23 protein-coding genes are annotated in these 25256 nt (G+C 60.6%); 8 read left to right on the top strand and 15 right to left on the bottom strand.

The window, feature by feature from the left end:
• Both VKV28_06160 and VKV28_06155 read right to left on the bottom strand, forming a co-directional pair.
• Window positions 1-593: hypothetical protein (locus VKV28_06160; protein ID HLH76378.1), on the bottom strand; the 593-nt coding region annotated here is incomplete at its 3' end.
• An 8-nt stretch (window positions 594-601) separates the two neighbouring features.
• The gene (locus VKV28_06155; GenBank protein ID HLH76377.1) at window positions 602-823 is read right to left on the bottom strand and encodes a hypothetical protein; all 222 of its coding nucleotides are present in this window, start codon (window positions 821-823) and stop codon (window positions 602-604) included.
• Window positions 824-889: 66 nt separating this feature from the next.
• Between VKV28_06155 and pgeF the strand changes: the two genes are divergently transcribed.
• Genes pgeF through VKV28_06135 form a run of 4 tightly spaced genes read left to right on the top strand, consistent with a single transcriptional unit; the run spans window position 890 to window position 4165 of the window.
• Window positions 890-1645, top strand: a complete 756-nt coding sequence (gene pgeF, locus VKV28_06150; protein HLH76376.1) for a peptidoglycan editing factor PgeF — start codon at window positions 890-892, stop codon at window positions 1643-1645.
• Window positions 1646-1648: 3 nt separating this feature from the next.
• Entirely contained in the window at window positions 1649-1810 is a 162-nt protein-coding gene (locus VKV28_06145) for a hypothetical protein (protein HLH76375.1), read from the top strand.
• A 19-nt stretch (window positions 1811-1829) separates the two neighbouring features.
• Window positions 1830-2927 (top strand): acyl-CoA dehydrogenase family protein, encoded by a 1098-nt coding sequence (locus VKV28_06140; GenBank protein HLH76374.1) that lies wholly within the window; start codon window positions 1830-1832, stop codon window positions 2925-2927.
• Between the two features lie 17 nt (window positions 2928-2944).
• Window positions 2945-4165 carry an acyl-CoA dehydrogenase family protein gene (locus tag VKV28_06135; protein HLH76373.1) on the top strand — a complete coding sequence of 407 codons (1221 nt, stop codon included), beginning with the start codon at window positions 2945-2947 and terminating at the stop codon, window positions 4163-4165.
• 513 nt (window positions 4166-4678) lie between these two features.
• Here VKV28_06135 and VKV28_06130 read toward each other — a convergent pair.
• The 3 genes from VKV28_06130 to VKV28_06120 are packed head-to-tail and all read right to left on the bottom strand — an operon-like array spanning window position 4679 to window position 5876.
• The gene (locus VKV28_06130; GenBank protein ID HLH76372.1) at window positions 4679-5263 is read right to left on the bottom strand and encodes an HPP family protein; all 585 of its coding nucleotides are present in this window, start codon (window positions 5261-5263) and stop codon (window positions 4679-4681) included.
• Window positions 5253-5507: a hypothetical protein gene (locus tag VKV28_06125; protein HLH76371.1), complete on the bottom strand. Its 255-nt coding sequence runs from the start codon at window positions 5505-5507 to the stop codon at window positions 5253-5255. The genes VKV28_06130 and VKV28_06125 overlap by 11 nt, the downstream gene beginning before the upstream one ends.
• Window positions 5508-5552: 45 nt before the next feature.
• On the bottom strand, window positions 5553-5876 hold the full coding sequence (locus VKV28_06120) for a thiamine pyrophosphate-binding protein (protein HLH76370.1): 324 nt from the start codon (window positions 5874-5876) through the stop codon (window positions 5553-5555).
• Between the two features lie 452 nt (window positions 5877-6328).
• Here VKV28_06120 and VKV28_06115 point away from each other — a divergent pair, with 452 nt between their 5' ends.
• On the top strand, window positions 6329-11971 hold the full coding sequence (locus VKV28_06115; protein ID HLH76369.1) for a kelch repeat-containing protein: 5643 nt from the start codon (window positions 6329-6331) through the stop codon (window positions 11969-11971).
• A 451-nt stretch (window positions 11972-12422) separates the two neighbouring features.
• Here VKV28_06115 and VKV28_06110 read toward each other — a convergent pair whose 3' ends face one another.
• Window positions 12423-12623 (bottom strand): hypothetical protein, encoded by a 201-nt coding sequence (locus tag VKV28_06110; GenBank protein HLH76368.1) that lies wholly within the window; start codon window positions 12621-12623, stop codon window positions 12423-12425.
• Between the two features lie 250 nt (window positions 12624-12873).
• Here VKV28_06110 and VKV28_06105 point away from each other — a divergent pair, with 250 nt between their 5' ends.
• Window positions 12874-14883 (top strand): kelch repeat-containing protein, encoded by a 2010-nt coding sequence (locus VKV28_06105; protein HLH76367.1) that lies wholly within the window; start codon window positions 12874-12876, stop codon window positions 14881-14883.
• Between the two features lie 229 nt (window positions 14884-15112).
• On the opposite strand, the gene VKV28_06100 is transcribed toward VKV28_06105, so the two are convergent.
• On the bottom strand, window positions 15113-15319 hold the full coding sequence (locus tag VKV28_06100) for a hypothetical protein (protein HLH76366.1): 207 nt from the start codon (window positions 15317-15319) through the stop codon (window positions 15113-15115).
• Window positions 15320-15525: 206 nt separating this feature from the next.
• Between VKV28_06100 and VKV28_06095 the strand changes: the two genes are divergently transcribed.
• Window positions 15526-18078, top strand: coding sequence for a DNA internalization-related competence protein ComEC/Rec2 (locus tag VKV28_06095; protein HLH76365.1), 2553 nt, complete (start codon window positions 15526-15528; stop codon window positions 18076-18078).
• Window positions 18079-18273: 195 nt separating this feature from the next.
• Window positions 18274-19035, top strand: coding sequence for an alpha/beta hydrolase (locus tag VKV28_06090; protein ID HLH76364.1), 762 nt, complete (start codon window positions 18274-18276; stop codon window positions 19033-19035).
• On the opposite strand, the gene gspN is transcribed toward VKV28_06090, so the two are convergent.
• The 8 genes from gspN to VKV28_06050 form a co-directional block, all read right to left on the bottom strand.
• On the bottom strand, window positions 19032-19892 hold the full coding sequence (gspN, locus tag VKV28_06085) for a type II secretion system protein GspN (GenBank protein ID HLH76363.1): 861 nt from the start codon (window positions 19890-19892) through the stop codon (window positions 19032-19034). The two genes, VKV28_06090 and gspN, sit on opposite strands and share 4 nt — an antisense overlap.
• Window positions 19885-20526, bottom strand: a complete 642-nt coding sequence (gene gspM / locus VKV28_06080; protein ID HLH76362.1) for a type II secretion system protein GspM — start codon at window positions 20524-20526, stop codon at window positions 19885-19887. Before gspM ends, gspN begins: the two co-directional genes overlap by 8 nt.
• Entirely contained in the window at window positions 20526-21980 is a 1455-nt protein-coding gene (gene pilM / locus VKV28_06075; GenBank protein HLH76361.1) for a pilus assembly protein PilM, read from the bottom strand. The genes gspM and pilM overlap by 1 nt, the downstream gene beginning before the upstream one ends.
• Before the next feature lie 17 nt (window positions 21981-21997).
• Window positions 21998-23062 (bottom strand): type II secretion system minor pseudopilin GspK, encoded by a 1065-nt coding sequence (gene gspK / locus VKV28_06070; GenBank protein ID HLH76360.1) that lies wholly within the window; start codon window positions 23060-23062, stop codon window positions 21998-22000.
• A gap of 45 nt (window positions 23063-23107) precedes the next feature.
• Window positions 23108-23767, bottom strand: a complete 660-nt coding sequence (locus VKV28_06065) for a type II secretion system protein GspJ (protein ID HLH76359.1) — start codon at window positions 23765-23767, stop codon at window positions 23108-23110.
• Window positions 23764-24183, bottom strand: coding sequence for a prepilin-type N-terminal cleavage/methylation domain-containing protein (locus tag VKV28_06060; GenBank protein ID HLH76358.1), 420 nt, complete (start codon window positions 24181-24183; stop codon window positions 23764-23766). Before VKV28_06060 ends, VKV28_06065 begins: the two co-directional genes overlap by 4 nt.
• A complete protein-coding gene (locus VKV28_06055) occupies window positions 24180-24767 on the bottom strand; it encodes a type II secretion system protein (protein ID HLH76357.1) in 588 nt (195 codons plus the stop codon). Before VKV28_06055 ends, VKV28_06060 begins: the two co-directional genes overlap by 4 nt.
• 238 nt (window positions 24768-25005) lie before the next feature.
• A partial coding sequence (locus tag VKV28_06050; GenBank protein ID HLH76356.1) for a type II secretion system protein GspG occupies window positions 25006-25256 on the bottom strand: 251 nt, incomplete at its 5' end.

Here is a 25256-nt window from a genome sequence, read left to right as displayed (position 1 = left end):
ACGTCGACCTGGGTCTGCAACTGAGCGGGCGCGAGCTCGGATAGCTCGATCACGGTGTGGTTGAGGAACAAGCGGTGGTAGCCATTCTCAGCCAAATATGCCAGCGCTTGGGCGGCCGTCCGGGAGCCGAAGCTGTAAGGTGCCAGGATTATGTAGGGGGCGGGTTGCGCCAACAAACGAGCTGCGATTGAGTCCACCGTGTCCCGCCTGACCTCGACCTGGCATTGGGGACAGATGGTGCGGCCGATCGTGGCAAACAACAAGCGAAGATAATCGCTGATCTCTGTGATGCTGCCAACACTTGAGCGGGCGTTTTTGATGCTGTTCTTCTGGCGCAAGGCCAGGGCCGGAGGAATATCCGAGATAGAATCGACGTCAGGCCGATCCATCCGTTCTAAAAACAGCCGTGCGTAGGTAGACAGACTTTGGACGTAGCGCCGTTGGCCTTCGGCGTACAGAGTATCGAAAACCAGGCTGGATTTGCCTGACCCTGAGACCCCCGTGACGACGGTGAGTTGCTCCAGGGGCAGATCGAGGTCGATATTGCGCAGGTTATTGGTGCGAGCGCCCCGGATGGAGATTGAGCGTGCCAACCCAGCCGTCAGCGAGGGTCGCTCAAGGCGCGTGCCGACTTACGGCGCTCACCGGGAAACTCTTCCGCAACCTGCGCATAGAGTGCTGCCAACTCCCGATCGAAGCTGAGCTGGGCGGCCGCGGTGCGGGCGCGCCGTTCCTGATCGGGCAAATGGCGAAGGGCGTGCAGTTGCTCCTCCAGCTTGTACAGCAGATGATTTCGCTCAATCATGAAATGGTAGCCGTCCATCACTGGTCTCCCATGACGCAGATTGCAAACAAAAATTTTAACCCCACCCCTTCAAATAGCGCAACCGTGGCCGGCTGGCGGCAGGGAGCTTTGGGCGGCACGTTGTGGGCGCCTTGGGATGAGTACCCACTGTGGCACGGCTTTTTGCACCGTCGCAGCCAAGCAGGGCTCCCGCTTAATTTCTCGCCGGCTGCTCAAGCGTCGTCGAGCAACTGGAATAGGCTGCGCGAGCACTTGGAGGGTGCGCCCGAATTGGTCTTGATGCGTCAGGTCCACGGCAGCCAGGTACATGTGGTCGCGGCTCAGGAGCGTGCTTTGCGCCCGTGCGATGGTCTGGTCAGCGTCACCCCTGGCCTCGTCCTGGGCATCCTGACGGCCGATTGCGTGCCGCTGCTAATGCTTGATCCACAGGCTCGGGTGGTGGCGGCAGTTCATGCGGGATGGCGCGGGGTGATGGGAGAGATCGCCGTGACCGCGGTGGCCCAAATGGTTGCCCTGGGGGCGCGGCCTGAACGGGTACAGGCGCTGCTGGGACCGGCGATTGGATGGTGCTGCTTCGAGGTCGATCGCGAGCTGGCCGCGCGCTTCGCGAGGACCTTTCCCACGGCGCGCGAGCGTACCCGCGAGGGGAGGCCTGGCAAGGCGTTTGTCGATTTGCACGGTTTGTTGAGCGACCAGTTATGCGGCGCTGGGTTGACTCCGGACGCCATTCACAAAGCGCCCCATTGTACCTGCTGCCATAGCGATGAATTTTTCTCACGACGAGGCGAGGGCGGCAGCATCAACGGCTTGCAACTAAGCTTCGTTGGACTGCGCGCCTGAGCCATGGCTCGCAAGCGTACCGCCAGTCCCAAGGGTCGGCTGATTTCCAAGCTGCGCAAGCCGATGGCACCGCCAGCCCGCGTCCACGCAGAGCAGAAATACCGTCGCGTTCGTCAACATTGGGAACAGATCGAGGAGCCAATCGAGCCGCCGCCCAAGCCCTAAATGCGCCAGGGAACCAGTCATGATTGATTTTGATCTAAGCGACGACCAGCAAGCTGTGCGTGAAGCGGTCGAGAAGTTCGCCCGCGACGAAGTTCGTCCGGCCGCGCGCGCCGCCGAAGAAGCGCAGGAAGTCCCGCCCCATCTGCTCCGGGCATTTGCCGATTTTGGCTTCACGCGTGCGCTGCTTCCGGCGGAGTTCGGCGGGGCAGGCGAGACCCGTTCCATCCTAACCGGAGCGGTGGTGGCTGAAGCGCTGGCCTGGGGCGATATGGCGATCGCGCTGCACGGCCTGTCCTCGCATCTGCTGGCGCTGCCGATTCTGGAATGGGGCAGTCCGGCGCAGCGCCGCCAGTTCCTGCCGCGGTTAGCTCAGTCCGATTTCCAGCCGGGCGCGGCGGCCTGGATGGAGCCGCGCTTTGATTTCGACCTTTCCGCGATTTCCCTGAGTGCAAGCCCTAACGGCGATGGCGCGGTCCTAAATGGCGACAAGTGTTGCGTGCCGCTGGCGGCGCAGGCCGAGACTATTGTGGTGCTAGCGAGCGACCCGCGACGCGCCCTTCAGCTCTGGCTGGTCCCGCGTCAGACTCCGGGCCTCAAGCTGGGAGAGCGCGAAAGGAAAATGGGACTCAACGGCTTGGCGACCTACAGCCTGCATATGGAGAATTGTCGAGTGCCGGCTGCGGCCCTGCTGGGCGAGGGACAGGCATGCGATTTCGCACGCCTGGTAGCCCAAAGCCGGGTGGCACTAGCCGCGATGGGGGTGGGGCTGGCACGCGCCGCTTTCGAATATGCACGCGATTATGCTCGCGAGCGACGCGCCTTCGGCGCTCCTATCGCCACCCGCCAAGCCATTGCTTTTATGCTGGCCGAGATGGCGATCGAGGTCGATGCGGCCCGGCTGCTGGTGTGGGAGGCCGCGGTGGGGTTGGATCACGGTCGTGACCGGAGCAAGGAGGCCTATCTGGCGCGCGACTACGTCGCTGACGCCGCCCTCAAAATAGCCGATAATGCTGTGCAAATCCTGGGCGGTCACGGCTATGTCCGCGATCATCCCGTGGAATTGTGGCTGCGCAACGCGCGCGGCCTGATCAGCTTCGAAGGTCTGGCTCTGGTGTAGTTTGAAGGAGAACTGCGATGGTTGATTTCGATTTCGAGCCAGCAATCCTGCAGCGCCAGCAGACTTTCCATGCCGTGGCCGAACAGATGATGCGGCCGATTTCGCGCCATTACGACGAACATGAACATGCTCGCCCGCGCGAGTTCGAGGAGCAAATGTGGAATGCCGCGCGGATGTTGGGCGGAGTGCGCGGCCATGTCGGCGAGCGGCAGCCACCGGCGGGCACGGAACTCAAGAGCGTACTCAACTGCCTGGTGACCGAGGAATTGTGCTGGGGCGATGCCGGCCTGTTTCTGAGTATTCCCGGTCCTGGCCTGGGCGGCGCAGCGGTGATGGCGGCGGGGACGCCCGAGCAGAAGGAACGCTTCCTACGCCGTTTCCGCGAGGGCGCTCCCAAATGGTCGGCGATGGCCATTACGGAGCCGGGCTGCGGCTCGGACAGCGCCGCGATCACCACCAGCGCCCGTCGCGAAGGTGACTTCTGGGTCCTTAATGGAACCAAGATCTTCTGCACTTCGGGACAATTGGCGGTGGAGCAATCGGAGGGTTTCGTCGTGGTCTGGGCTACCCTGGACGCGGGAGCCGGACGCGCCGCGATCAAACCCTTCGTGGTCGAGCATCATACCCCCGGGATGAGCGTATTGCGGGTGGAAAACAAACTCGGCATCCGTGCCTCCAATACCACCGCGCTGCTGTTCGAGGACTGCCGCGTGCCGCTGGACAATCTGTTGGGTTCGCCCGAAATCAAGCCGGCGGGTGGATTCAAGGATGTGATGGCCACCTTTGACGCCACTCGCCCGGTGGTGGCCGCGATGGCGATCGGAGTAGGGCGCGCCGCGCTGGATTTTTTAGGCCAATTCCTCGCCCAGCAGGGAATCACGATGCGCTATGGTCTGGGCCGCCAGCGACTAAGCGCGTTGGAGCGCGAGTTTATGGAGATGGAAGTGCAACTCAAGGCGGCTCGCTTGCTGGCCTGGCGTGCGGCTTGGCTGGTTGACCGCGGCCGGCGCAACAACCTGGAAGCCTCGATGGCCAAGGCGAAGGCGGGCGCGGTAGTTACCCGCATCACGCAAAAGGCGGTAGAGCTGATGGGACCGCTGGGCTATTCGCGCCAATACCTGGTCGAGAAATGGATGCGCGACGCCAAGATCACCGATATTTTCGAAGGAACTCAGCAAATTAACCTGCTAATCGTGGCCCGGCGTATCCTAGGCTATAGCAGCCGCGAGCTGAGCTGACGTCGCCTCTCCAAAAATAGCTGCGCTTGGCACGGCCGTTGCCCCCTCATCCGCTCGTTACGCTGGTTGCAGAAAACAGGTAATCCGCGCGCTTGCATGAGCATCGTTCTGCCGCGATTTGGCTGCCTAGGTCTCACAAGAAGCCAACCCGCCTGCGCGAGGGCCAGAGCGACTACCTCGACCGTCACCGCCCACTCGATGTAGTCGAAATAGTCGGCAGGCAGGCCGCGAAAAATTCCAGCGTAGGCCGGCGGCAACACGGTAGCGGCCAAAATTATCAGCAAGCCAACGGCCAAGCGGCTGACCGATAATGTTCGATGCGAGGGGGTGCGCGTTCGCAACTCGGGAAGGATCGGCAACGAAATTCAAGAGGTTAAGAGCTTTGCGGACGACTTCGTCCTTGCTTTTGGCCGCCAAGATTTTTGAACCTGCTCCAAACCTTGGTTGGCTGCCTCGGTAAACTCCAAAAGAAAAGTAGACATGGCAATTACCTGTTACGCCGCATTACGCTTCTCAAAGCATGTGGGTGTTGCTCGCGATCACGGGTTGCCGCCGCAGCATCGCTAGCCGCAGCAGCTTGAATAGCTCCCCGGTCAGGCCAACGATGGTGACGCCGATTAAGATTGTCAATGCGCCGTGAGCGTTCTGAAAACTACCCAGCGCAACCAATAAGCTAGTGGAGCCCGCGGGTGGGTGCGAGGCTCGTAGCAGCAAGATTCCCATGGCGGTCAGAAACATCGCGACCACGCAGGTCCAGACCCGAATCGCGGTCAAGTCATGCGTGGCTAGGACTTTGGGTGCATTCCAGGAATTGAACAGGGCCAACGCCGCGAAGCCCATCGCAAGGCCCAGGCCGTGCCCGACCAGGACGTTGTATAGGCGTGCGCTCTTGTGATCTGGATATTCGCTGAGCTGGAAAGCGGTGGGACCGAGGCTGGCAAAAATCCAGGGTTGGCCGAACTCCAAGCCGACGACTCCGGCCACGGCGATTAGCATCGCCGAGCTGATTGGAGCGAACAGCCAGTCAGGGATCAGCTTGCTCCCGGGTGGCGAGGGTAGCGGTGCGGCCTGGTCCATCGTGCCACCCTTAATTGCCAAGTTGGCTGCGCACGCTCCCAGGCTCCGTCCCGACCAAGCCGTACCTAATGACTAGATAGGCGATGGTCAACCGGCCGGAGGCCGGCCCCAGTGCCAAACCACCGCTGCGCGAGCAATGACTGTGGTTGGGATGCAAGCCGTCACCGTTAATGAAATTAGCACCGTCGCCGGCAAAGGCCGCGCACCGACGGCGCGGGTAAGCGATTCCCGTCGCGGCGAGCGCTCGATGTACGACGTCAAGCATCGCACTTTTCGACGCTTTTTCGCGCGGCACCCGGATTCCGGAGGACTACAACCTGCCCAAGGCGGCCGAAGTTCTCAACGCAGGACGCAAGGCGGTAATCCTGATCGGCCAAGGCGCGCTCAACGCAAGCGACGAAATCGGTCCCGAGGTGGCCAGGCGGGCACCCAGCCGGCCAGTAAAGTTGGCGTAAGCGCAGGCCATGAAGGCAGCGGCTTCTTCGTGGCGAACCTGGATGAAGCGCACCTTGTTCTGGCGCGTGCGCAAGGCCTCCATGATGGCGTTATTGCCGTCGCCGAGAAACCCGAAAATCACGTTCACGCTCCAGTCGCGTAGCTTGTCGACTAAGAAGTCTGAAGTCGTTTCAGCCACAGTTCTTCCTCCTGGGCGCCACACCTACCTGAATTTCAGTAGGCCCTGCTTTCATTGTGTCTGCGGCAACGGCCAACGACCGTCAAATTGTTCAAAAAAGTAACTGCTGGGCTCTCCCGCTCGACGCCTGGGGGCTAGCTTGCGTTTAAAATATCGCGGCTGGCAAGGTCTGCTTGCTAACGATCACAAAGGGTACGGTAGGATGATTTTGATGAACAAAAGAGACGTGTTGCCCGTCTTTACTCTCGTTGACTGGTAGGATACAAAATAAGAACTTTTATTGAGTTGCTTTAATCAGACGGTGAAAGAACCAGTTGGAATGCAACCGGGTAGGCGAGTTCGACGTGACTGACGGCTTGGTTGCGCGGCCGGCGAATGGAGAGGGGCGCTTGGGGAATGGCCAGCGTTCGCTCGGCAAAAACGTGGTTGGAATCTAACCTACACGGAGCCCAATGCGTCCTCGAGTATACTTACTTGGCCGAATTCTGATTCTGTTGCTGATAATGGGGCTTTGGTTTGGTCAGGGCGCCTGGGCACAGGAATCCCAGCCGGCCTGCCGGGTGGGTGATCCTGGCTGCGTCAGCGCGACCCCGAAAGCCACACCCAGCCCGCAGTCTACCGAGGCGGCTGTCACGCCGGTTTGCGACGGAAGTTGGTGGAGTAATTGGTGGAACGGCTGCGCCGCGCCTACTCCCAGCCCCACGCCGCAAGGAAGTGCGCTGACCGAGCAAGCGGTCACGATGCCGGGGCGGGTTTTGGCTGCTGGCAGCTCTGGCCTGGTCAAAGACGACAGCAACAACGGCGGCGACAACAATAGCTGCGATGGAGATGGAGACAGCGACGATAATTGTAATCCCACTCCAACTGCGACCCCAACTCCAACCCCGACGCAAAGCGCGGCACCCACGCCCACGCCGATTTGTCAAAATCAAAACACGGTTACAATCAGTGGCGCGATGGAAGGGAGAGAGGAGGTTCAGCCAGGCGATACTATCAACGTGGGCTACGATCTGAAGATTCCCAACCTCAACAGCAACGATCAAAACAACGGCAACAATCAGGGGCAGAATCAAAACGGGAACCAGGGCGGTGGGAACGAGGACCAGGTCAAGCAGCATATTCTGGACAGCCAGAACACGCAGGTCAGCGTCGCAGTTACATCCGCGAATGTAATCGTCAATATCCAATGTCCCGACAACAGCATCACGCCGATTACAATCCCAATTTCCGACCAGACCTACGTCGTGAGCCAAGGCGGGCATTGGTATCCCACCGGCGATAAAAATAGTTGGGAGTCCTATCAAGGTGGGCTCACCTTGCCCAATAACCTGTGCGGCGGTCAGGGCGGTAACTTTTCGGGTCCGGCGACTTTTACCGCCACGGTTCAGTCGCAGGACACCACCGATACGATCCAGTTTCGCTTCCACTATCGCGACTCGGGCAGCGGAAACTGGAGCGCGCCGGTGGGAGTGTTGGCGTCCAACGGTTGCCCGGCGACCCTGACCCTGGTGAGCGCGGCCAACAGCAGCGGGACAGCGGGAAGCACCCTGCCGGCGGGTACCTATCAGATCAGCAATCCGGGGCCGGACACCATCAATATCTCGGCGCTAGCAATTAGTTCCAGCGACCCCGGCTTGCTGTCTGCTTTGAGCGTGCAGGCCACCATCGGATCGACTACGCAGAGTTCAAGCGCAGGATCGGGACCGTTTTTTAGCTTTCTGAATTTCAGCCCGGCCCTGTCGGTTCCCGCCGGCGGCACCGTGACCTTCGTGATGACGGGCACGCTGGCCACCAACCCCTCTGGGACCAGCTCGAACGAAACGGTCAGCTTCGTCATAGCCACCGACGCCAGTACCAATCAGTCCGCTTATATTTTGGGCACGCCGCTGCAAGTGGGAACCTTGACCGTAAGCAGCGTGCCCCCCACTACAGCCAGCGCCAGCGTAGTAAGCGTGGGAAACAACAGCGGCATTGCCGGCGCGACCGTCAGCGCCGGCACCTTCAACGTCGTCAACAACGGGCCTGATCCGATCACGATCAGCTCGCTTTCGGTCAATTCCAGCAATGCGCAATTGCTCGCGGGCTTGAGCCTGCAGGCGACGATAAACTCGACCACCCAGACTGCCAGCGGCTCGGCCAGCAGTCCGGCCACTTTGACCTTCAGTCCTGCGCTAACGGTGCCCGCGGGAGTAATCGCCAGCTTCACCCTGAACGCGACGATTTCCTCCAATCCAGCTTCGGGGGCGGCCTCAACCGAGGTAATCGCCTCGGTCAACGCGGTGGACGCCAACAACAGCCAAACCATCGTGGTCAACGGCTTGCCGCTGACTACAGGTACCATCGGGCTGATTACACCCAGTACGGCGACCGCGAATCTGGTGACCGCGGCCAGCTCGCGAGGCCTGGCTGGAGCGACGGTCACGGCTGGTAGCTTTCAGGTGGTCAACAACGGCCCCGACCCGGTCACTATCAACACCATCGATTTGGGTACCAGTAACAGCGCAATTTTCGATTATCTCACGCTGACCGCCTCGGCCACTTCCTCGCCAACTCAAAGCGTGACGATGGCGGCTGGCAGCACAAGCAGTTTCGTTCTGACGCCGATCACTTTGGCAAAAGGTGCCGCGGCCAGCTTCACTCTCAGCGCAGCTTTGGCCGTCAATCCACAGACCACAGGGGCTTCGACCCAGAGCGTAACGGCGGTGGGCGCCACCGACGCCAATTACGATCTTACGATTAATGTCACCGGCTTGCCCGTTAATCTTGGTACCGTCACCCTGGTTACTCCCACCACCGCCGCAATAGGACTCACGTCGCTGGGCAACAACGCGGGAACGGTGGGCCAGACCGTCGGTAGTGGCACTTTCTTACTGACCAACAACGGTCCAGATCCGATTTCGGTGAGCACCGTGACGGTAACTGCGAGCAACGTCGCGCTGCTGTCGGCGATGAGCCTGCAGGCTACCATCGGCTCGACCACCAGCTCGGCTAGCGCCGGTTCTTCCACACCTGACGTCTTTACCTTTAACCCTGCGCTGACGATCGCCGCCAACTCCAGCGCGAGTTTTGCGCTGAGTGGCACCGTGACCAACACGCCACCCAACACTACGCCCACGATTCAGGCCATCACTGCGGTCGGAGCCACCGACGCAGATATTGGCGGACCAATAACCGTGGCCGGCATGCCTCTGACGGTCGGTACTATCACTTTCGACAGTCCGACCAAGATTGCCGTGGCTTCGGTGACGCAAGGCAACGTCAATGTTACAGCGGGCGAGACCGTCACCGTCGGAGTCTTTACCCTGACCAATAACGGTCCCGACTCAGTGAATTTAGGTAGCCTGCAATTGAGCACGGTCAATTTCGGATTGTTGACCAACTTCTCGGTACAGGCGGCGTCAGGTTCAACCACTCAGACGGTGTCGGGGATTCCGCAAGGTACCAACACTTTCAACTTTTCACCGGCCTTTGCCCTAGCCAACGGGCAGGCCGTGACCGTGACCGTGACCGCAACGGTAGTAGCCGGGGTCAGTCTGAGTACTAGCGCCACAGTTACCGTGAGCGCGGACAACGCAATCGATAGCACGTACAATCTGCCCGCTTCGACATCGCCGCTGCCATTGACGGTGGGAACCGTAAATTTTGTCACTCCCACCACAGGCTCGGTGAACATCGTGTCGTACGACAGCGTGTTGGCCAAAGATGGCGCCAGCGTCACCGCCGGCACTTTCCAGATCACCAACAACGGGCCTGACTCCGTCTCTCTGCCCAGCGTGCAGATGACCTTGAGCAAATCCACGCTGTTCTCGGCGATGACGCTAAACGTAACGATTACGTACGGCCAGGGCTTGACCAAAACCTATACCGCCACCGCAACGCCTGGCGCGACTGCCACCTTTACCTTTAGTCCGGCGCTGACGTTGCCGGCCACGGTGAGCGCTGATTGCACGCTGACGGTAACCGTAGCCAATGCCGCGACTGCGGGTAGCAGCACCACCCAGGCTTTGAGTACGGTCACCGCGACCGACATCACGACCAGCCAGGCGGTGAATATCTCGGGGCTGCCGCTGAGCGTGTCAACGGTCACCATCGCCAGCAGCACGACCGCCAGCGCGGTCCTGTTTTCCTCCGCCAGCGGGAGCGGCACGCCTGGGCAGGAGATTGGGTTGGGCTCTTTCCAGGTCACCAACAACGGCCCCGACCCGATCACCATCGGATCGATGCAGGTAACCTCGAGCACGCCCGCGGTGCTCGCGACCCTGACGCTGAACGCCAATGACGGCGCGGGGACGCAAAGCATCACGGCGACCGCCGCCGCGACCGCCACGTTCACTTTCAGCCCGGCGCTCAGTCTGGCGGCCAATGCAACCGCCAACCTGATGTTGCGCGGAGTGCTCACCGCGAGCGCCGCGTCGACCAGCTCCAGCACCGAGAATTTGACCGTGGTCAGCGCCACCGATGCCACCGTGGGTGGGGTGGTAAGCGTGGGTGGCCTGCCGCTGGCGCTGGGCACCGCGACCGTCAACGTGGCCTCGGCCAACCTGTCCTCGCTCAACGTCAGTGCCACCACCCCCGGCGGTAGCACCAGCGTGGGCACATTCACGATCTGCGCCAAAGGTACAGACCCGTTGTCGGTCAGCAGCGTGACGCTTACGTCCAGCAACAGCACTTTGCTGTCAACCCTGATTCTACAGGGCACCAGCGGCTCCAGCAGCGAATCGGCGACCCTGACGCCCAGCAGCTCGGGGGTGTTTACCTTCAGTTCACCCCTGAGCGTGGCCGCAGGCCAATGCGCCACTTTCACACTCAGCACGGCGATCAGTTCTACGGTCAACCCGGCCACCGCAACCGCGACCACGGAGACGGTCAGCGCGATTGGCGCGACCGATCAAACCACCGGTAAGTCGGTAAGCGTGGGCAATTTGCCACTGCAAGTGGGCGGAGCCTTGGCTTGCGCAGCCGCGGGGGCGCAGAACTTCACGGTGACCGGGAGTATGAATTTGGTCCGCGCCGGACAGGGCGCGGCGGCGCTTAAGAATGGCACGGTGCTGGAGGCGGCGGGCGCCAGTACCGATACTGACACCACCAACAGCGCCGAAGTCTACCAGCCCAGCACCGGTACCTTCTCGCTGGCCACCGGCTACATGAATGTCGCGCGCCAGATGCCTTCACCCAGCAGTGCGGTCCTGAGCAACGGCAATCTGTTGTTCAGTGGTGGCGAGTCTAGCACGGACGGCGGTGCCTCAACGATTATTCTGGATAGTGCCGAGGTCTACAACAGCAGCAGCCAAACCTTCACGCTTACCACCGGCAACATGAATACCGCGCGTTGGTTCCATACCGGCAATACTACCCTGAGCAATGGCGACGTCCTGATCGCGGGTGGCACTGATGGTGGCTTTGACACCGCCTACGACACTGCCGAGCTGTATAATCCGAGCACCGGCACCTTCAGCTACACCACAGGCAATATGGTAACCGGTCGCTTTCAACATACCGCGACCGTGCTCAACAACGGCGACGTCCTACTGGTGGGTGGCTACACCGCCGCCGGCTACAACAGTGGCACCCCGTTGGCGAGCGCAGAGCTGTATAACCCAACGACTCAGACCTTTACCAGTACCGCCGGTAGCCTGAATATTGCCCGCGCGCAGCATTCAGCCGTGCTCCTGAATAATGGCGACGTTCTGATAGTGGGCGGCTACAATGCCTCCGGCGGAGTCGAAAACACGGCCGAACTCTACGATCCCAACCTACAAACGTTTACCAAGCTGACTTCCACAATGTCGGCGGGACGCGCAATCTTCACAACCAACGTACTGTGGAATAGTCAAGTGCTGGTGGCCGGCGGTAGCGATGCCAATGGTAACCCGCTGAGCAGCACCGATATCTTCGATCCGGCCACCAATACCTTTAGCCCGGGTCCGACGATGAACACGGCGCGCTATTATCATGCTTCGACCAACCTGCAGGTCGGAAACGTACTGGTAGCGGGCGGAATTGCCGAAGACAACGCCAACGGCACGATCACCGGTACGCCTTACCAGCTCTATTACACGAGCGCCGCGGAGACCTATGTTCCGTCGTGCCAATAGACCAACGCGGGTTGGCCTCTGCAGGCGCCGGCGCAGTTTCGCATGACGCGTAGCGGTTGGTAGGGTTGTTGAGGGTAGTGTCAGGAAGTTTGTCTTGGTTACGGCGCGCCCGCTTGCGGTCGTGCCTGCTTGTCTTGATAGCGGCGGCAGGCGTTTTCGGATGCGGCGGATATCCGGCCAGCGCTGTCACGCCACTCCAACCGAATGCACGGATAGCTATCAGCGCACCCAATTCGGCTGGCGTCGTTTCTATTGTCGGGGCTCCATCTGCCGCTCCGGGTGGGGTTGTGGTGACCGCTAAAGACCTAACTATTCTGGGGCAAAGTAAACCGACCCTCCTTATAGGTACGGCATTGGCCGCTAGCTGCTACCAGGGCAGCGCGATCGCCAACAGCAACGGCAGTTTTGCGCTCGCCATTTGCGGCAATGTCGGCGATCTTGTCCAGGTGACCTATAAAGGCAATGGCGGCACAGTTGTGTTGACCACGCAGCCAATTCCCGGGGCCACGCCAACCCCGAGCTTTACGCCCACGCCGGTGCCCTCGGCTTCCTCCACGGCTACGTCGACGCCGCTGCCCACGGCTACACCGACGCCGGTGCCATCGCCCAGCCCCACGCCATCGCCGATGGCAACTCCAACTCCCAGCCCCACACCGTCGCCGAGCCCGTCTCCGTCACCGACGGCAACTCCAACTCCGAGCTCTACTCCAACTCCGAGCCCTACTCCAACTCCGAGCCCCACACCGTCGCCGAGTCCGTCGCCGTCGCCAACTCCAACTCCAACTCCAAGCTCGTCACCGTCGCCATCACCAAGCCCCTCGCCATCGCCGTCTCCTACGCCAAGTCCGACGCCGACACCGGCACCTACGGTGACAATTTCCGGGGTCGCGGTTCAGGGTCCAATGCAGGCGTCGACCATCACGGCCTATGCGGTAGATCCCAACAGTGGGCTTAATTTGTCGCAAATCGGAACCGGGCTGAGCGCGAGCGACGGTAGCTTCGCCATTGCTGTAATTCAGCAGTCAAACCCGGTACGGATCGCTGCGCGAGGTGGCTCGTTCGTGAGCGAGATGAATGGGGCGACCATCGGTAGCCCCAGCACGCAATCGCTTCTGCTGGCGAGCAGCGAGAGCGGGATTACGGGGCTTTCGCTCAATCCGCTGGCCACGTTTGTAGACTCGCGCACAGTGGGGTTGTTGAGCGCCGGAGGCACTAATTTTACGGCCGCGCTCAGCCAGGCCAAGGCAGAGATCGAAAAGATCTATGGGCTATCCAGCGATCCTGGACTGTTACAGCCGGACTACACCCACAGTGGCACCGATGCGGCGAATTTGGGATTGATTCTGGGTGCGCTAATTAATGAAGATCAGCAGTTATGTCCCAATACACCAGGCGGTCTGGTGAGCGCGCTGTCGGCGGATATAAGCGACGGAATTTTCGACGGCTTGCAGGCGGGTGCGCCGCTCACCTATTGCCAGCGTCCGCTGCCCGCGCTGGCCGGGATTGTCGATTTTCAAGACGCATTGTCGGGGCTGGGCCAACTTCAAGCGGTGCCCGGGGCGTTTGCTTTCGGCGGTACCAACAATGTCTTGACCACCAACGGTTTGGCGAACCTGGCCACCGGCGGCACCATCAGCTACCCGCTAGCTCCCTTGCTTGCGCTCGATCAGGCGATTGGCTTGGCCTCGCCTGCCTCGATCAACGGTTTTGCTTCGGCGGCTGAAACTCCGATGATGGAAAACGCCCGTGCGGCAGCAAGCGCGACGCTGTTGTTGAACAATCGTGTCCTGATCGCCGGCGGTGAGGATGTCAATGGCGTCAACACGGACAGTAGCGAGATATACGATTCGGTTAATAATTGCTTTGCCGGCACGCTCGGGACGCCGTGCGCAGGACAAAGTCTGCCATCATCGATGAATACCGCGCGCGAGTTTGCCGCCGCGGTCCTCCTGCCCAACGGCAACGTGCTGATAGCGGGTGGCCAGGATAGCTCCGGGATTGCCCTGGCAAGTACTGAGATTTACGATGCGGCCAACAATTGTTTCGCCGGAGTTGGCGGTACCGCCTGTGCTTCGGAGACCGCGCCGGCGATGAATACCGCGCGAGAATTCGAGACCGCTACCCTGTTACCCAATGGCAAGGTCTTGATCGCCGGCGGCGATGACAGCGCGGGCAATGTCGTTGCTAGCACCGAGTTGTACGACCCGGTCCATAACTGTTTTGCCGGTGCCAGCGGCACAGCCTGTGCCAGCCAGACCACTCCCGTAATGGTCGCTCCGCGCGAATACGCGACCGCCAGCTTGCTGCCCAATGGCAAGGTCCTTATTGCAGGTGGGCAAGACGTCAACAGCAATCCGCTAAATTCCACCGAACTTTACGATCCGTCCAATAATTGCTTCGCCGGTAAGACGGGCACGCCGTGCGCGACGCAGAGTGCTCCCTCGATGGCTTATGCGCGCTACTTGGCGACGGCCGCGGTGCTGCCCAACGGCAAGGTTTTGATCGCCGGCGGTTATAACCGCACCCTTGGGGTGGCTTTGCAAAGTAGTGAAATCTACGATCCGACAAACAATTGCTTTGCCGGCAATATTGGCAGCCCCTGCCAAAGCGAAATCGCACCTGGAATGAGCGCGGCGCGCTACGGCGCCAGCGCGACCCTTTTAGCCAACGGCAAAGTATTGATCGCGGGTGGGGCTAATACCGTCGCTCTGGCCAGCACGGAATTGTACGACCCTGTCAACAACTGCTTTGCCGGGGTGTCGGGAGCCTGTGCCGGGGAAACCGCACCAACGATGAACTCGGCGCGCTACTTCGCGACCGCAACCCTCTTGCCCAACGGCTTGGCGATGGTCGCCGGTGGTTTCAATAATGGCGCCTTCCCGTTGGCTAGCGTGGAACTGTACACCCCGTAATACTACCTTCAGTGAATAGTGGAGCGGCTTGCCGCCGCGAGGTTGGTCGAATCGCGGGGCCTCGGCGGCCCGGCCAGGCGGCCGCGTGTCCGCGCTCAAACGACTGCGGTGAGACACGCTGAGAAGGCCACGGACACCCCATCGGTGGTTGGCGTAACGCAAAACCATCAGGTCAGAACCCGCCAGGACAAAACCGGCGAAGGCGGGCCCGGGGCGCCACCAGTGCGTACTAACGTTCCAGCCGGGTTTCGATATTCTTGAGGCGCTGTTCGATCCCCTCCACCATCTTGGTCACGTCCGAGCGCATTAGCCCCATCTCCACGTGTAGGTCTTCTTCAAACAACCCAAGGGCGGCCTTGACCGCGGGTCCGAAAATCACTCCGAGCGCGAAGACCACCAGCAGCGCGACGACATCGATAATGGCGCGTAACAGCATTACCGGCAATTATGCCCGCTTCGCGCGGATTTCTCCATGGGCTGTTGCTGGGGCGAGAGCCGTTGGACGAGCACAAAACCCACGCCGCCGCACTCTAGCCAAAACAGGGGGCTCAATGCTATCGGCAAGCTGAGAGTTGCCAGGGGCTGCCATCGGCTGCGTTAACGCGCCGCCGTAGCCGTTAATGCGCTGTTGCGGAGAATCGAATGCATCCAGCGGCTCGGCCTTATCAATCAATTGCATTGCCAGGGCGGGAGCGGCTGGAACACTGGCACGAGCGCATCCCGCCGCTTTATCTGGTGGCTGCCAGCATTGTGGTCGGCGACGCGACGGGGCTGAGTTTACATTTGTCGCTGTGGCCGGCGATAGCATTGACAGTGGCTGCGCTTAGCCTGTTTGCTTGCCGGCGCCCCGGTTGGGGAATGACGGTGGCGCTGGGTGCCATCGCGCTGGCCGCTGGTCACGCCTCAGCAGGGCTTTATTCCAAGGCGCTGCTTCCCAATGATATTCGGCGCTTTCCCGAAAACGCACAGGTCCATTTGGAGGGCATACTGAATCGAGCGCCCGAGCGTGTGAACAATAGCTGGCGGCTCTATATGCGCCTGCAGCGGGCGGCGGCGATGGGCTCCCCCCTCACCGTGGCCGCAGGCGAAGTTAGGGTGATTGTCGGAAGCGATGCCCCTTACGCGATCGGTCAGCGACTGGTAATCGACGGGCGTCTGCGTTTTCCGCGGAATCTCGGCAATCCTGGTGAATTCAACTACGCAGCCTATCTGGCTCGCCAGGGAATTGCAGTCACAGCTCTGGCTCGGCCCGAGGCTGTGGCGATAGTCGGGCAAGAGCCGGCGGGGATCCAGGGTCGCGTCGAAGCGCTCCGCAAGCGTATCGGCGGCCTCATTGATCGTGAGTTGGAACAGCCCCAGCGGGGGGAAATGCGAGCATTGATAATCGGCGACCAGGGTCAACTTCAGCCAGGCATACGCCAAGCCTTCGCGCTGACCGGGATGGCCCATCTGTTGGTCATCTCGGGGCTGCATCTGGGTTTTGTCTCGGGCGCGGCCTTCGCCTTGGTGCGGCTGATCTGCTGGCTGTTTCCCTATTTGCTGATTCGCGGCTGGGCCAACAAGCTGGCAGCCGGTGGCGGTGGGCTCGCCGCGCTCGCCTACGCCGCCATTGCCGGTGGTCGTATTTCCACTCTGCGCGCCCTCATCATGGTCTTGTGCTATGTGGCTGCGGTGCTCGCCGATCGTCCCCGCGAGCTGATGGCCAGCCTGGCTCTGGCCGCATTGTTGATTTGTCTGCTCTTTCCCGGCTCCAGTCTCGATATCGGTTTCCAGCTTTCCTTCGCCGCGGTCGCCGCCGTGCTCCTGGGGATGCGCCGCCTTGCGGCGCGAGAACAGCGTCAACACCGACCCATACTTCAGTCCTTTCACGCCCGCCCCGCGCTAACCTGGGCAGCAAAGATGGTGGTCGGGGCGGGTGCGGTTTCTTTTTTCGCCATGCTCGGAACGGCGCCCCTGACCGCTTATTATTTCAACCAATTCTCGCTGGTTGGCCTAGTGGCCAATGCGGTGGTCGTTCCGATTATCGCCCTGGGTGGCGTGATCGTTGGCCTGTGTGCGGCGGGCCTAGGTCTGTTCTGGCAGACTCCCGCCCTGATGCTACTGCGACTGAGCAGTCAGGCAATTACTCTGGGAAATCGATTGGCTTTTATATTCCTCGCGCTCCCTGGCGCGTGGCTGCGCAGCTTTACTCCCACTTTGCTAGAATTGATCCTGATATACTTACTGCTGATTCTGTGGCTGACCGCACCTCAGGCACCTACCTTGCCCTGGTCCAGTGACGCGCCGGCACTTGCCTCCCGCCGATGGCGGCGAGCCGCGGCCCTGTTATGTCTTCTGGCGTTGACTGGCGACAGCATCTGGTGGTTGCGCCAGCGCTACTTCAATCCGTCCCTACGAGTGGATTTTCTCGCGCTGGGGCAAGGCGCGAGCGCGGCGCTGGTGGAGTTTCCAGGTTCGGCCGTCATGTTGATCTATGGCGCGGATCGGATGGCGAGTCCCACCCTGGGTGAACGCGAAATTGCCCCTTTTCTGTGGTCGCGAAAAATCCTCCATGTGGATTATTTGGTACTTCGGCAGCCTGAGCATTTTCGTCAGGCCCGTGAAGCCTCGGGCAGCTTGCAATTCATAGCGGACAATTTCCATCCAGCGGAATTGTGGACTTCAGCAGCGATCGCAAACCAACTCAAATCCGACTACTTGCTTGACTGGGCGCAACGGGCTACCACGCTGGCCATCCTCGATAGGGCCGCGCCGGTACGCCACGTGCGCACTGTATCGATACGCTGCCTGAACCCGCCGACCGCCGATCGTGCCAATCGTGCCGATGGCGGGCTGGTGCTGCAAATCGCGGCGGGGAAAATCAGTTTTGTGTTGACCGGTGAGCTGGATCGGACCACTCAGCGTCAGCTTCTCCAAAGCTATCCCCAATTGCGCGCCACCGTGCTGGAAGTACCGCACCATGCCAGCCTCAACGCCTTCTGGGAACCCTTCGTAAAAACGGTCGCTCCTCTTTTCGCGGTCGCGTCGGTGGGTTATTGGAACCGTTATCATTCGCCGGCGTGCCGATTGGTGAAGGGCTATCGGACTGCAGGTGTTCGCTTGCTGCGCACCGATCGCGAGGGTGCGATCTGTTTCCGACTAGAGGGCGAGCAGCTGCGGTGGTCGACGAGCCAATCCCTGCTGGGTCCGAACTGAATGACTGAAAGAACGCTTGCGAACAGAGCAAGTTTACGGTTTGGCTCCCTCCCGCTGAAAAGTTTGCCTGCTGCTGCAAGGGACGCTTGCGCGAAATGCCACCTTTTTCGCGCAAGCGAAGAAGGGGTCGGAACAATTCTTCGGTTCCGCAAGGGGGCGGTCCAACTCGGAGCCGCGATGCGCAATAATGCGCCTATGGCTTGGATTGAAAAACATGGGTTGAAACTTCACTACCTGGACCAAGGCGCAGGCGAACCCGTGCTACTGCTCCATGGGTTGGCCTCGCATGCCGAGCATAGCTGGCAGGCGACTAGCTGGATAAGCATGCTGGCATCGAGCTATCGCGTGATAGCTCCGGACCTCCGTGGCCACGGTTACAGTGACAAGTTCGAGAGCCCGCAAGCCTACAGCCTCGACTGGCTACTTGAGGACGTGATTGCACTGTTGGACCACTTGCAGGTGGCGCAAGTCCGGGTGGTGGGATACTCGATGGGTGGATGGGTGGCTCTGGGGCTGGCGGTCCACTATCCGCGACGGGTGCGGGCGGTCGTGGCTGGGGGAACCGGAATCAGCATTACCCAGCCCAGCGATCCGGTGCGTACAGAGCGGTTGGCTCAATCTATCATCCACCCCAACGATGATTCGACGGATGATCCTGGACGCGCGTTTCGCGAGCTGTGCCGGCGCACTGGCAACGATCCGCAAACGATTGCAATTTTTTTGCGCCGGCCGCGGGCAGGGGTCGATAAGCAAGGCGTCCGCGGGCTGGCGATGCCCGTGCTATTGGTAGCAGGCGAAAACGATCCGTTCGTGCACGATTTGGAGGCTTGGCGTGCGCTTATCCCACATGCCGAGACTTGTATTCTGCCCCGGCGCCATCATATGAACGCGCTTACCGATCGTGGCTTCAAGCAGGCGGTGGTAGATTTTCTGGCGCACCTTCCCGCCCCGACCTAACCCAGCACCGGCGAGGCCATCGAACCGCGGATTGTGTAGGGACGAAAATCGGGCGGATGGGGTAGGAAATTGAGCAGAAATCCCAAGTGAGCGCGACCGGCGGCGGTAGGATGCAGATGGCCGCTGAGGTTCATCACGGTTTGCGCGGTATTTGGGCCCAGCCGAATCGAGCCGGTCAGATCCAGGCTCAAATCAGGCCCGTTTCCAGTGAGCTGTTGAATCCAGATCACGCCATGATCGATACGCGCGCTGCCCCGCACGGTAGCAAGCATCAGGTGGGGCAAGCCCGGCCCCATCCCAATTGATAGGCTACGCACCATCAGGTGAATGTTTCCGCTTTGCGTTACCCGGGTTGAGTCATTGATTTCCAGCGCACCCGCCGCGGAGAGCAGGCCACGGATACTCAGCCGTATTTTGATGGGGATTGGATACTGCGCCAAATTAATCCGATCCAGCGTGAAGTTTACCATGGTCAGGCTTTTGGACTGGCCCAGCGAGACCGTGATTACTCCTTCATAGGCATCCGCCTTCAAGTTCAAGCTGGGGCGACCCAACAATGTTCCAAGACCGGGCGCCAGCGCGACTTCTTCACCGGCGAACAAAGGCTGGTTTTGCCTGCCCGACGCATCGCGCAGACGTACGTTTTCCAACACCGCGCCAATGGGAAAGCGGAGATGCTGATCGCTGTACGAAAGATCCAGGCCCATTGGCGCCAGCGATCCGCTCAGCGCGCGGTCGTAGGGGAAGCCGCCGATTACAAATAGCAGGAAGAGAAACACGCCGGTGGCGACATAGGCCAAGGGCAAGGGATGTTGTCGCCAAAACTCCAGCGTCCTTAGTTCGCTGAACTCAGCCATTACGCGCCAAAGATTGACAGGTTAGATCGACGTCGTAGGCGTCATGTTGGTCGAGTTGCTTCTTGATCGTAAGGCCGGAAACCACCACGGGTACTTTAAGACTCTTGATGGCATACAAACCATCGACCAGTTGCGCCAGCGAAACGCCGCTTAGGCGCAGCGCGACTTCGTATTGACTGAATTGCGGAGAAATCTTTTTAGGCGGCTGCGCGTCGACTCCACCAATTTTCGTGCTTCCGATCGCTGCGCCCAGCGCCTGGGTTAACACCGAAGAAAGAGCGAAATCAGGTCCGGCTGGGGCCGTTTGCTTCTCGAGCTTGGTAACCTGGCGTTGCAGCTCCTGGTAGTTTACCGTCATCCGGCGCACGGCATTGAGCTCGCGTTGGCGGGCCTGAATGGCATCGGTCAAACTGGCTTGAAGCGATAGTACCGGTGAGTAAATCAGGTTGTAGGCGAAAAAGATCGCGAGGGCGGCCAGCCCCAATTGCAGCAGGCGGCGTTCGCGCGGTTCCAGCTTATAGTAGCGGTCCCACAAGCGGCGGCTGTGGGCCCGATAACGGAGGCGGAAATCCTGCACATAGGCTGCCGCGGAGGTGGCGTTCCAGGCATCCGCGATTCGCTCGCGCGCGTTCATCACGGAGTCTCCTGAGCCAAGCTGTCGCGAATGGTCGCGGTTAGGTGGAAATCGATCTTGGAATTCTCGCCGGGCCGTTCGTCGGTGACCTGGACGTTGTCCAGCACCGGCGCCTCAGTCAGCATCCGCTTGACCGCGTCCACGGTGGCGTAGGAATCGGCGCGGCCCGTGATCCGCAGGCCGGTATCATCGATCGTCAATTCGTCAATATCCAGCCGCAGCCGCGCGGGTAACACGCGCGAGAGCGCCAGCAGGGTGTCCAGCGGCGAGCCAATATTACCGCTCCCACCCAGTAGGCGTAGACGCTTATGAGACTGGGCGATGCGTGCCGCCAAGGTGCGTTCGATGGACGGCGCGGGGACGCCATGGAGCACCGGTTCGGCTACCGCCAAGATCTGTCGATCTAGATGGGAAAGCTGGCGGTAGCCGCTGATCAAGCCGATGGAGACATCCAGCGCCGCCATCAGAAGCAGAACCACGGCCAACAAAGCCGAGGTGTAAAAAGGGGTCAAATCGCCGGTGCGGCCGTGAAAAGCAAATTCGCCGCGACGGAAATTGATTACCGGCAACGGATCGGTGGGCAACTCGCCCAACAACATGGCACGGCACGCCGCGGTGGCAGGGCCGTCGGCGCCGGGACCGCGCAGAAGGGGTGGCTCGATTTCCTGTACGCTGCGCACCGGCAGAGCCAATTCCTGGCCCATATAAGCTTGCACGTCGCTGGCCGTCGCCGCAGGTCCGCTCAAAATCACGTCCACCGGCGTAATAGTGGCGCTCTCTGCCAGTGCCGTTTGCCGGACCAGCGCGACTACTGAGTTGCCCCGTCCGTCCTCGGCCTCGGTGCTCTGCTTGAAACCTTCGGGCAGAATGCGCAGCGCCCGTGGTATGCCTGCCTCATCCACCAGTGCGATCGATGTGCGTGCATAATCCAAATTGACCAGTAAATGAGCGCTGGGAGTTGCTCCGTTGGGCGCTTGGCGTACCACCAAGCTGAGCGCTAATGCGCTGAGCGTCACTACCTTTGGGTCCAGGCCAGCACGGGCCAGGAATTCTAAATGAGTGCGCACGTCGGCGCTGCGGGCCCAGGCCGCTAGCACCAGGGTTTCCTTGTTGCGCCGCGCCAGCGGCGCGTATGCCACCACCGCGTCTTCCACCGAGAACGGTAAATGTTCTTCCAGGGCAAAAGGTACCGCCTGCTCCAAGCGGCGTTGGTCGTGAAAGGGCAAGGTTAGCAGGCGTTTGGCGACCAACTCTCCGGACAGCGCCGACACTACGATATCGGGACGCCCGGCGTGGTCGAGCACGCGTAGCAGGGCAGGGAGCAGGTCCTCTTCGCCCTCTAGGCGAGGTTCGATCCAGGCGCCTAGGTAGGCAAAATTACTCCAGGCGCGTTCGGCTGCTGCCGCCCGCACCTGTTCGTCCACCAGTTCTAGTGCCAGGATGCGTTGCGCCATACTATCTTGCGTTTAATTTAGTCTTCGCTCCAATTAAGCAGCAATACCGGCGCGATGCCATTGCGCCGGACGGTAGCGTAAACGAAGGTACGTGCTCCTGCAAAGCTGCCGAGTCCGGTAATGGTAAAGTAATCGCTGCGGACGGTGAACAGGCTGGGCAGATTACTGGCCATATTCGACACAGATGATAGCTGACTGATCTGGCTTGGATCGGTAAAGGGCTGGGTCAGGCGTACCTGCATGATCTCTTGCAGGGCGCCGGAGGTCTGGGCCAACTGAGGCGCCGCTGCAATCAGGACCTGGGGCGGCGCGGTATTGATGTTGATCTGACTGGTGGGGGCGGTAGTGATGAAGTTACGCAGCCGCTCGAACAGCGCCGGGGTGACGCCACGGACCATGCTCAAGTCGCCGATAGTGGGCATCGGGCCGTTTCTGGGCGCATACGGCGGCATTAGTTGCATATAAAAATCAGCTTCCGCGCCCCCCGGCGTGGTAACGCTGTCCGGGTCGATCCAGTCGATCAGGGCGGGCAGGAGGCTGAGCGGAGCCCCCACCGTATCTAGCAAAGTGCCGACAATCAATGCATACTGCGGGTTAACTTGACCATTGGCGCCCACCAATTGGTTGATATCTATCTTCCGCGCGTCATCCACGATCGACACGCTAGCCCACCCACCCGCGATTGGCAGGGGCGGATAGGGGAGGGCCCACGAGGAAAGAAAACTATCGACTTGGGGCGCGTTACTGGCCATTGCCATGCGCGCGTTCTGAACGAGCAGGGCCATTCCAATTGTCACCGCCGAGCGGGCCAGGTAATAGGCCCGCAGTGAGTTGGCCTGATTGGCCGCAGCGCGCTCGGCATGGCTGGCAGTGGCGGCGAAGTCCATGACCATGACGGTAATTAGAACCATCGCAAACAACGTGGTCAGCAGTGCAACCCCGCGCTGACCATCGCGCTGGGCCTCCGGGCAAAGCGTCGATTCCCGCACTACCTGCCGTGGCCGCCTGAGAATTGCGGGAAGGTGACGCTCTTTTCGCAGGGCCGAGAGCACCAGCGCGAACAATGCCCGAAGAGAATCCATCGGCCTCCCTGCTCGACCGGTTTGCCTGATAGTTGCCATGGTTGGTCAGCGCTGAATTATTGCCATCGGCAGCGATACCATGGTCGACAAATGGCTCGGTCTGCTCCCGGTTGCCAGTTCCAGGTCGATCTCTACCGCCTGTGGCAAAAACTGTCCCGGTGGCGCTGTGGTCGAATCCCAACTCTCTAGCCAGCTGCTACCGTTGTAATAGCGAAAATGCAGACTCAGCACATTGTCGGCCAGCACCACCCCCGGCGGCGTGGCGACCGAATTGCCCAGGAGCAGCGCGCTTTGCTGGCTGCGTACCAATTCGTTCCATCCACGATGCTGCGGGTTGGGCACGGTACTGTAGGTTACCAAGGTCTCGGCGCTGAAGGCGCTCAGTGCTTGCCGATGGCCGGGGCTAATGGTGGATACGGTCAAGTTGTCCAGTGGCAGTCCACCTTGTTTGTTGGCCTGCCCGAGAAGCAGGATGTGGCTGGGAATCATCGGAGTGTAAACCGCGCCTCTCAACTCGCGCGCCAGCGTCCACATCAGGGCGCGTCCCTCCTCGTCGGCGGTAAGCCGAGCCTCGGCCTGCGCCTTGCTTTGGGCCACGGCGTGAAAGGCGCCGAACAGCAAGGTCAGGAGCACCGCGACCAGGGCCAATGCCAGCATCAGCTCCAACAGCGTAAAGCCATGGCAAGCGTGTGGCTGTCGGCTCATTGCGCGGCCTGCATGGGGAGCGGATTTCGCAGCATCTCGGTAACATCGAAATGACGCGAGAAGTGATTGCCGAAATAGATTACGATGTGGACTGTGCGCACGTCGGGAAAGACCGCCGAGGGTACCACCGATTCGGTCCATTTGTAATTGGGATATTGACCTTGATTGAGAGTGCGGAAATCACCGCTGGTGTTGCCCAGTGGCGGAAATACCTGCAACTCAGCCTGAGTCATCATCTCCTGGGCCAGCAAGGCGGCGGTGGTCAGTTGATTAGCTCGAATAACGCTCTGCAAGGTCTGATGCTGTAAGCCGAGCATCGCCACCAACCCGACGGCAACGACGGCCAGCGAAACCATCACCTCGATCAAGGTGAAGCCGCGCCGGTTACGCCATAGGTGGTCTGCGATCGAACTCACGACGGTTTTCTCACTTGACCGGGCATGCCGTCACCCAGGTTGATTGCGACTTTGCCGGTCAGCGGCGCGAAGACTAGGGTGTATACCCGGCCTGCGGGGTCGGCTAGATGAACGATGGTCGCGTCGACATAACCCTCGGGATAGTAGTTACACGCGATGGTTCCGCGGCTCACCGTACCGATATCCTGTACCGTGACGTCGCGCATGCGCACGTTCTTGGGCAACTGCACCGGTCCCATGCCGGGATCGAGGTCGGGGACAAAGGTCGGATTGGGCGAATGGGGGTCCAGGCGAGTCACCGAGTAAGTGTTGGCATCAAGGTTGAAAGTCAGCCGTAGCACTAGCTTCTGAGTGGCAGCCTGATCGAAGAGGAATTGGGAGCGGCCGGCCAGACGGCGGGCCTCTTCCTTGAGCCGCGACATCTGGAAGCGGCCTACACTGGGCATCACCAGCAGCGCCATCAACGCGATGATGAAGAGCACCACCGCGATTTCGAACAGAGTGAACCCGCGTTTAGCCCATGCTCGTGGCGAGCCGACGTTTTGGATGGAAGGGTTAGTGGGCAGTGACAGGGCGCTCTTCACCTGGCTCAAGGTCTATATAGGCGCAAACTCGATGCGTCCATGCGGTGATTGAATCGAACAGCACCGGCTGGGCGGCGTCTCATAAAGTTACCAAAAACAGAGCCCTGGGTGGTCCACGTGTTGTCTCTCAAGGCCTGGACAGCTCGCCGAGAGAGTCCGCCTTCGTCGGCCTCCGCTTCGCTTCGCTCACGATGGCAATCCGGTAGTGGAATGCATGGGTTCTTGACGCGGCGGCACACTAGAACTGACTGGCATCGATGTCGGCATTTTTGCCCACCCCGCCTTCGGCTCCGTCCGCCCCAAAGGATTTGAGGGTGTAGGAGTTGCCATCGCTTTGGTAGAAATACGGGTTGCCCCAAGGATCGAGCGGTACCTTCTGGACGTAGCCACCATCCTCGTAACTGCTGGAGCTAGCAGTGCCGCTGTCCGTCATCCCCTGCTGGACCGGCGGTGCGACCAGCGCTTGCAGCCCCTGGTCGGTGGTCGGAT

Source organism: Candidatus Binataceae bacterium, assembly GCA_035294265.1.
In the GTDB taxonomy this organism is placed as follows: domain Bacteria; phylum Desulfobacterota; class Binatia; order Binatales; family Binataceae; genus DATGLK01.
The sequence above is the reverse complement of the archived record's forward strand: the minus strand, read 5'-3'. Positions and strand labels throughout refer to the sequence as shown.

Coding starts and splice junctions, on each gene's coding strand:
- VKV28_06155 (HLH76377.1), bottom strand. CDS start 823: ATGGACGGCTACCATTTCATGATTGAGCGAAATCATCTGCTGTACAAG.
- VKV28_06145 (HLH76375.1), top strand. CDS start 1,649: ATGGCTCGCAAGCGTACCGCCAGTCCCAAGGGTCGGCTGATTTCCAAG.
- VKV28_06140 (HLH76374.1), top strand. CDS start 1,830: ATGATTGATTTTGATCTAAGCGACGACCAGCAAGCTGTGCGTGAAGCG.
- VKV28_06135 (HLH76373.1), top strand. CDS start 2,945: ATGGTTGATTTCGATTTCGAGCCAGCAATCCTGCAGCGCCAGCAGACT.
- VKV28_06125 (HLH76371.1), bottom strand. CDS start 5,507: ATGCTTGACGTCGTACATCGAGCGCTCGCCGCGACGGGAATCGCTTAC.
- VKV28_06115 (HLH76369.1), top strand. CDS start 6,329: ATGCGTCCTCGAGTATACTTACTTGGCCGAATTCTGATTCTGTTGCTG.
- VKV28_06105 (HLH76367.1), top strand. CDS start 12,874: ATGCAGGCGTCGACCATCACGGCCTATGCGGTAGATCCCAACAGTGGG.
- VKV28_06100 (HLH76366.1), bottom strand. CDS start 15,319: ATGCTGTTACGCGCCATTATCGATGTCGTCGCGCTGCTGGTGGTCTTC.
- VKV28_06095 (HLH76365.1), top strand. CDS start 15,526: ATGCATCCAGCGGCTCGGCCTTATCAATCAATTGCATTGCCAGGGCGG.
- VKV28_06090 (HLH76364.1), top strand. CDS start 18,274: ATGGCTTGGATTGAAAAACATGGGTTGAAACTTCACTACCTGGACCAA.
- gspN (HLH76363.1), bottom strand. CDS start 19,892: ATGGCTGAGTTCAGCGAACTAAGGACGCTGGAGTTTTGGCGACAACAT.
- gspM (HLH76362.1), bottom strand. CDS start 20,526: ATGAACGCGCGCGAGCGAATCGCGGATGCCTGGAACGCCACCTCCGCG.
- pilM (HLH76361.1), bottom strand. CDS start 21,980: ATGGCGCAACGCATCCTGGCACTAGAACTGGTGGACGAACAGGTGCGG.
- gspK (HLH76360.1), bottom strand. CDS start 23,062: ATGGATTCTCTTCGGGCATTGTTCGCGCTGGTGCTCTCGGCCCTGCGA.
- VKV28_06065 (HLH76359.1), bottom strand. CDS start 23,767: ATGAGCCGACAGCCACACGCTTGCCATGGCTTTACGCTGTTGGAGCTG.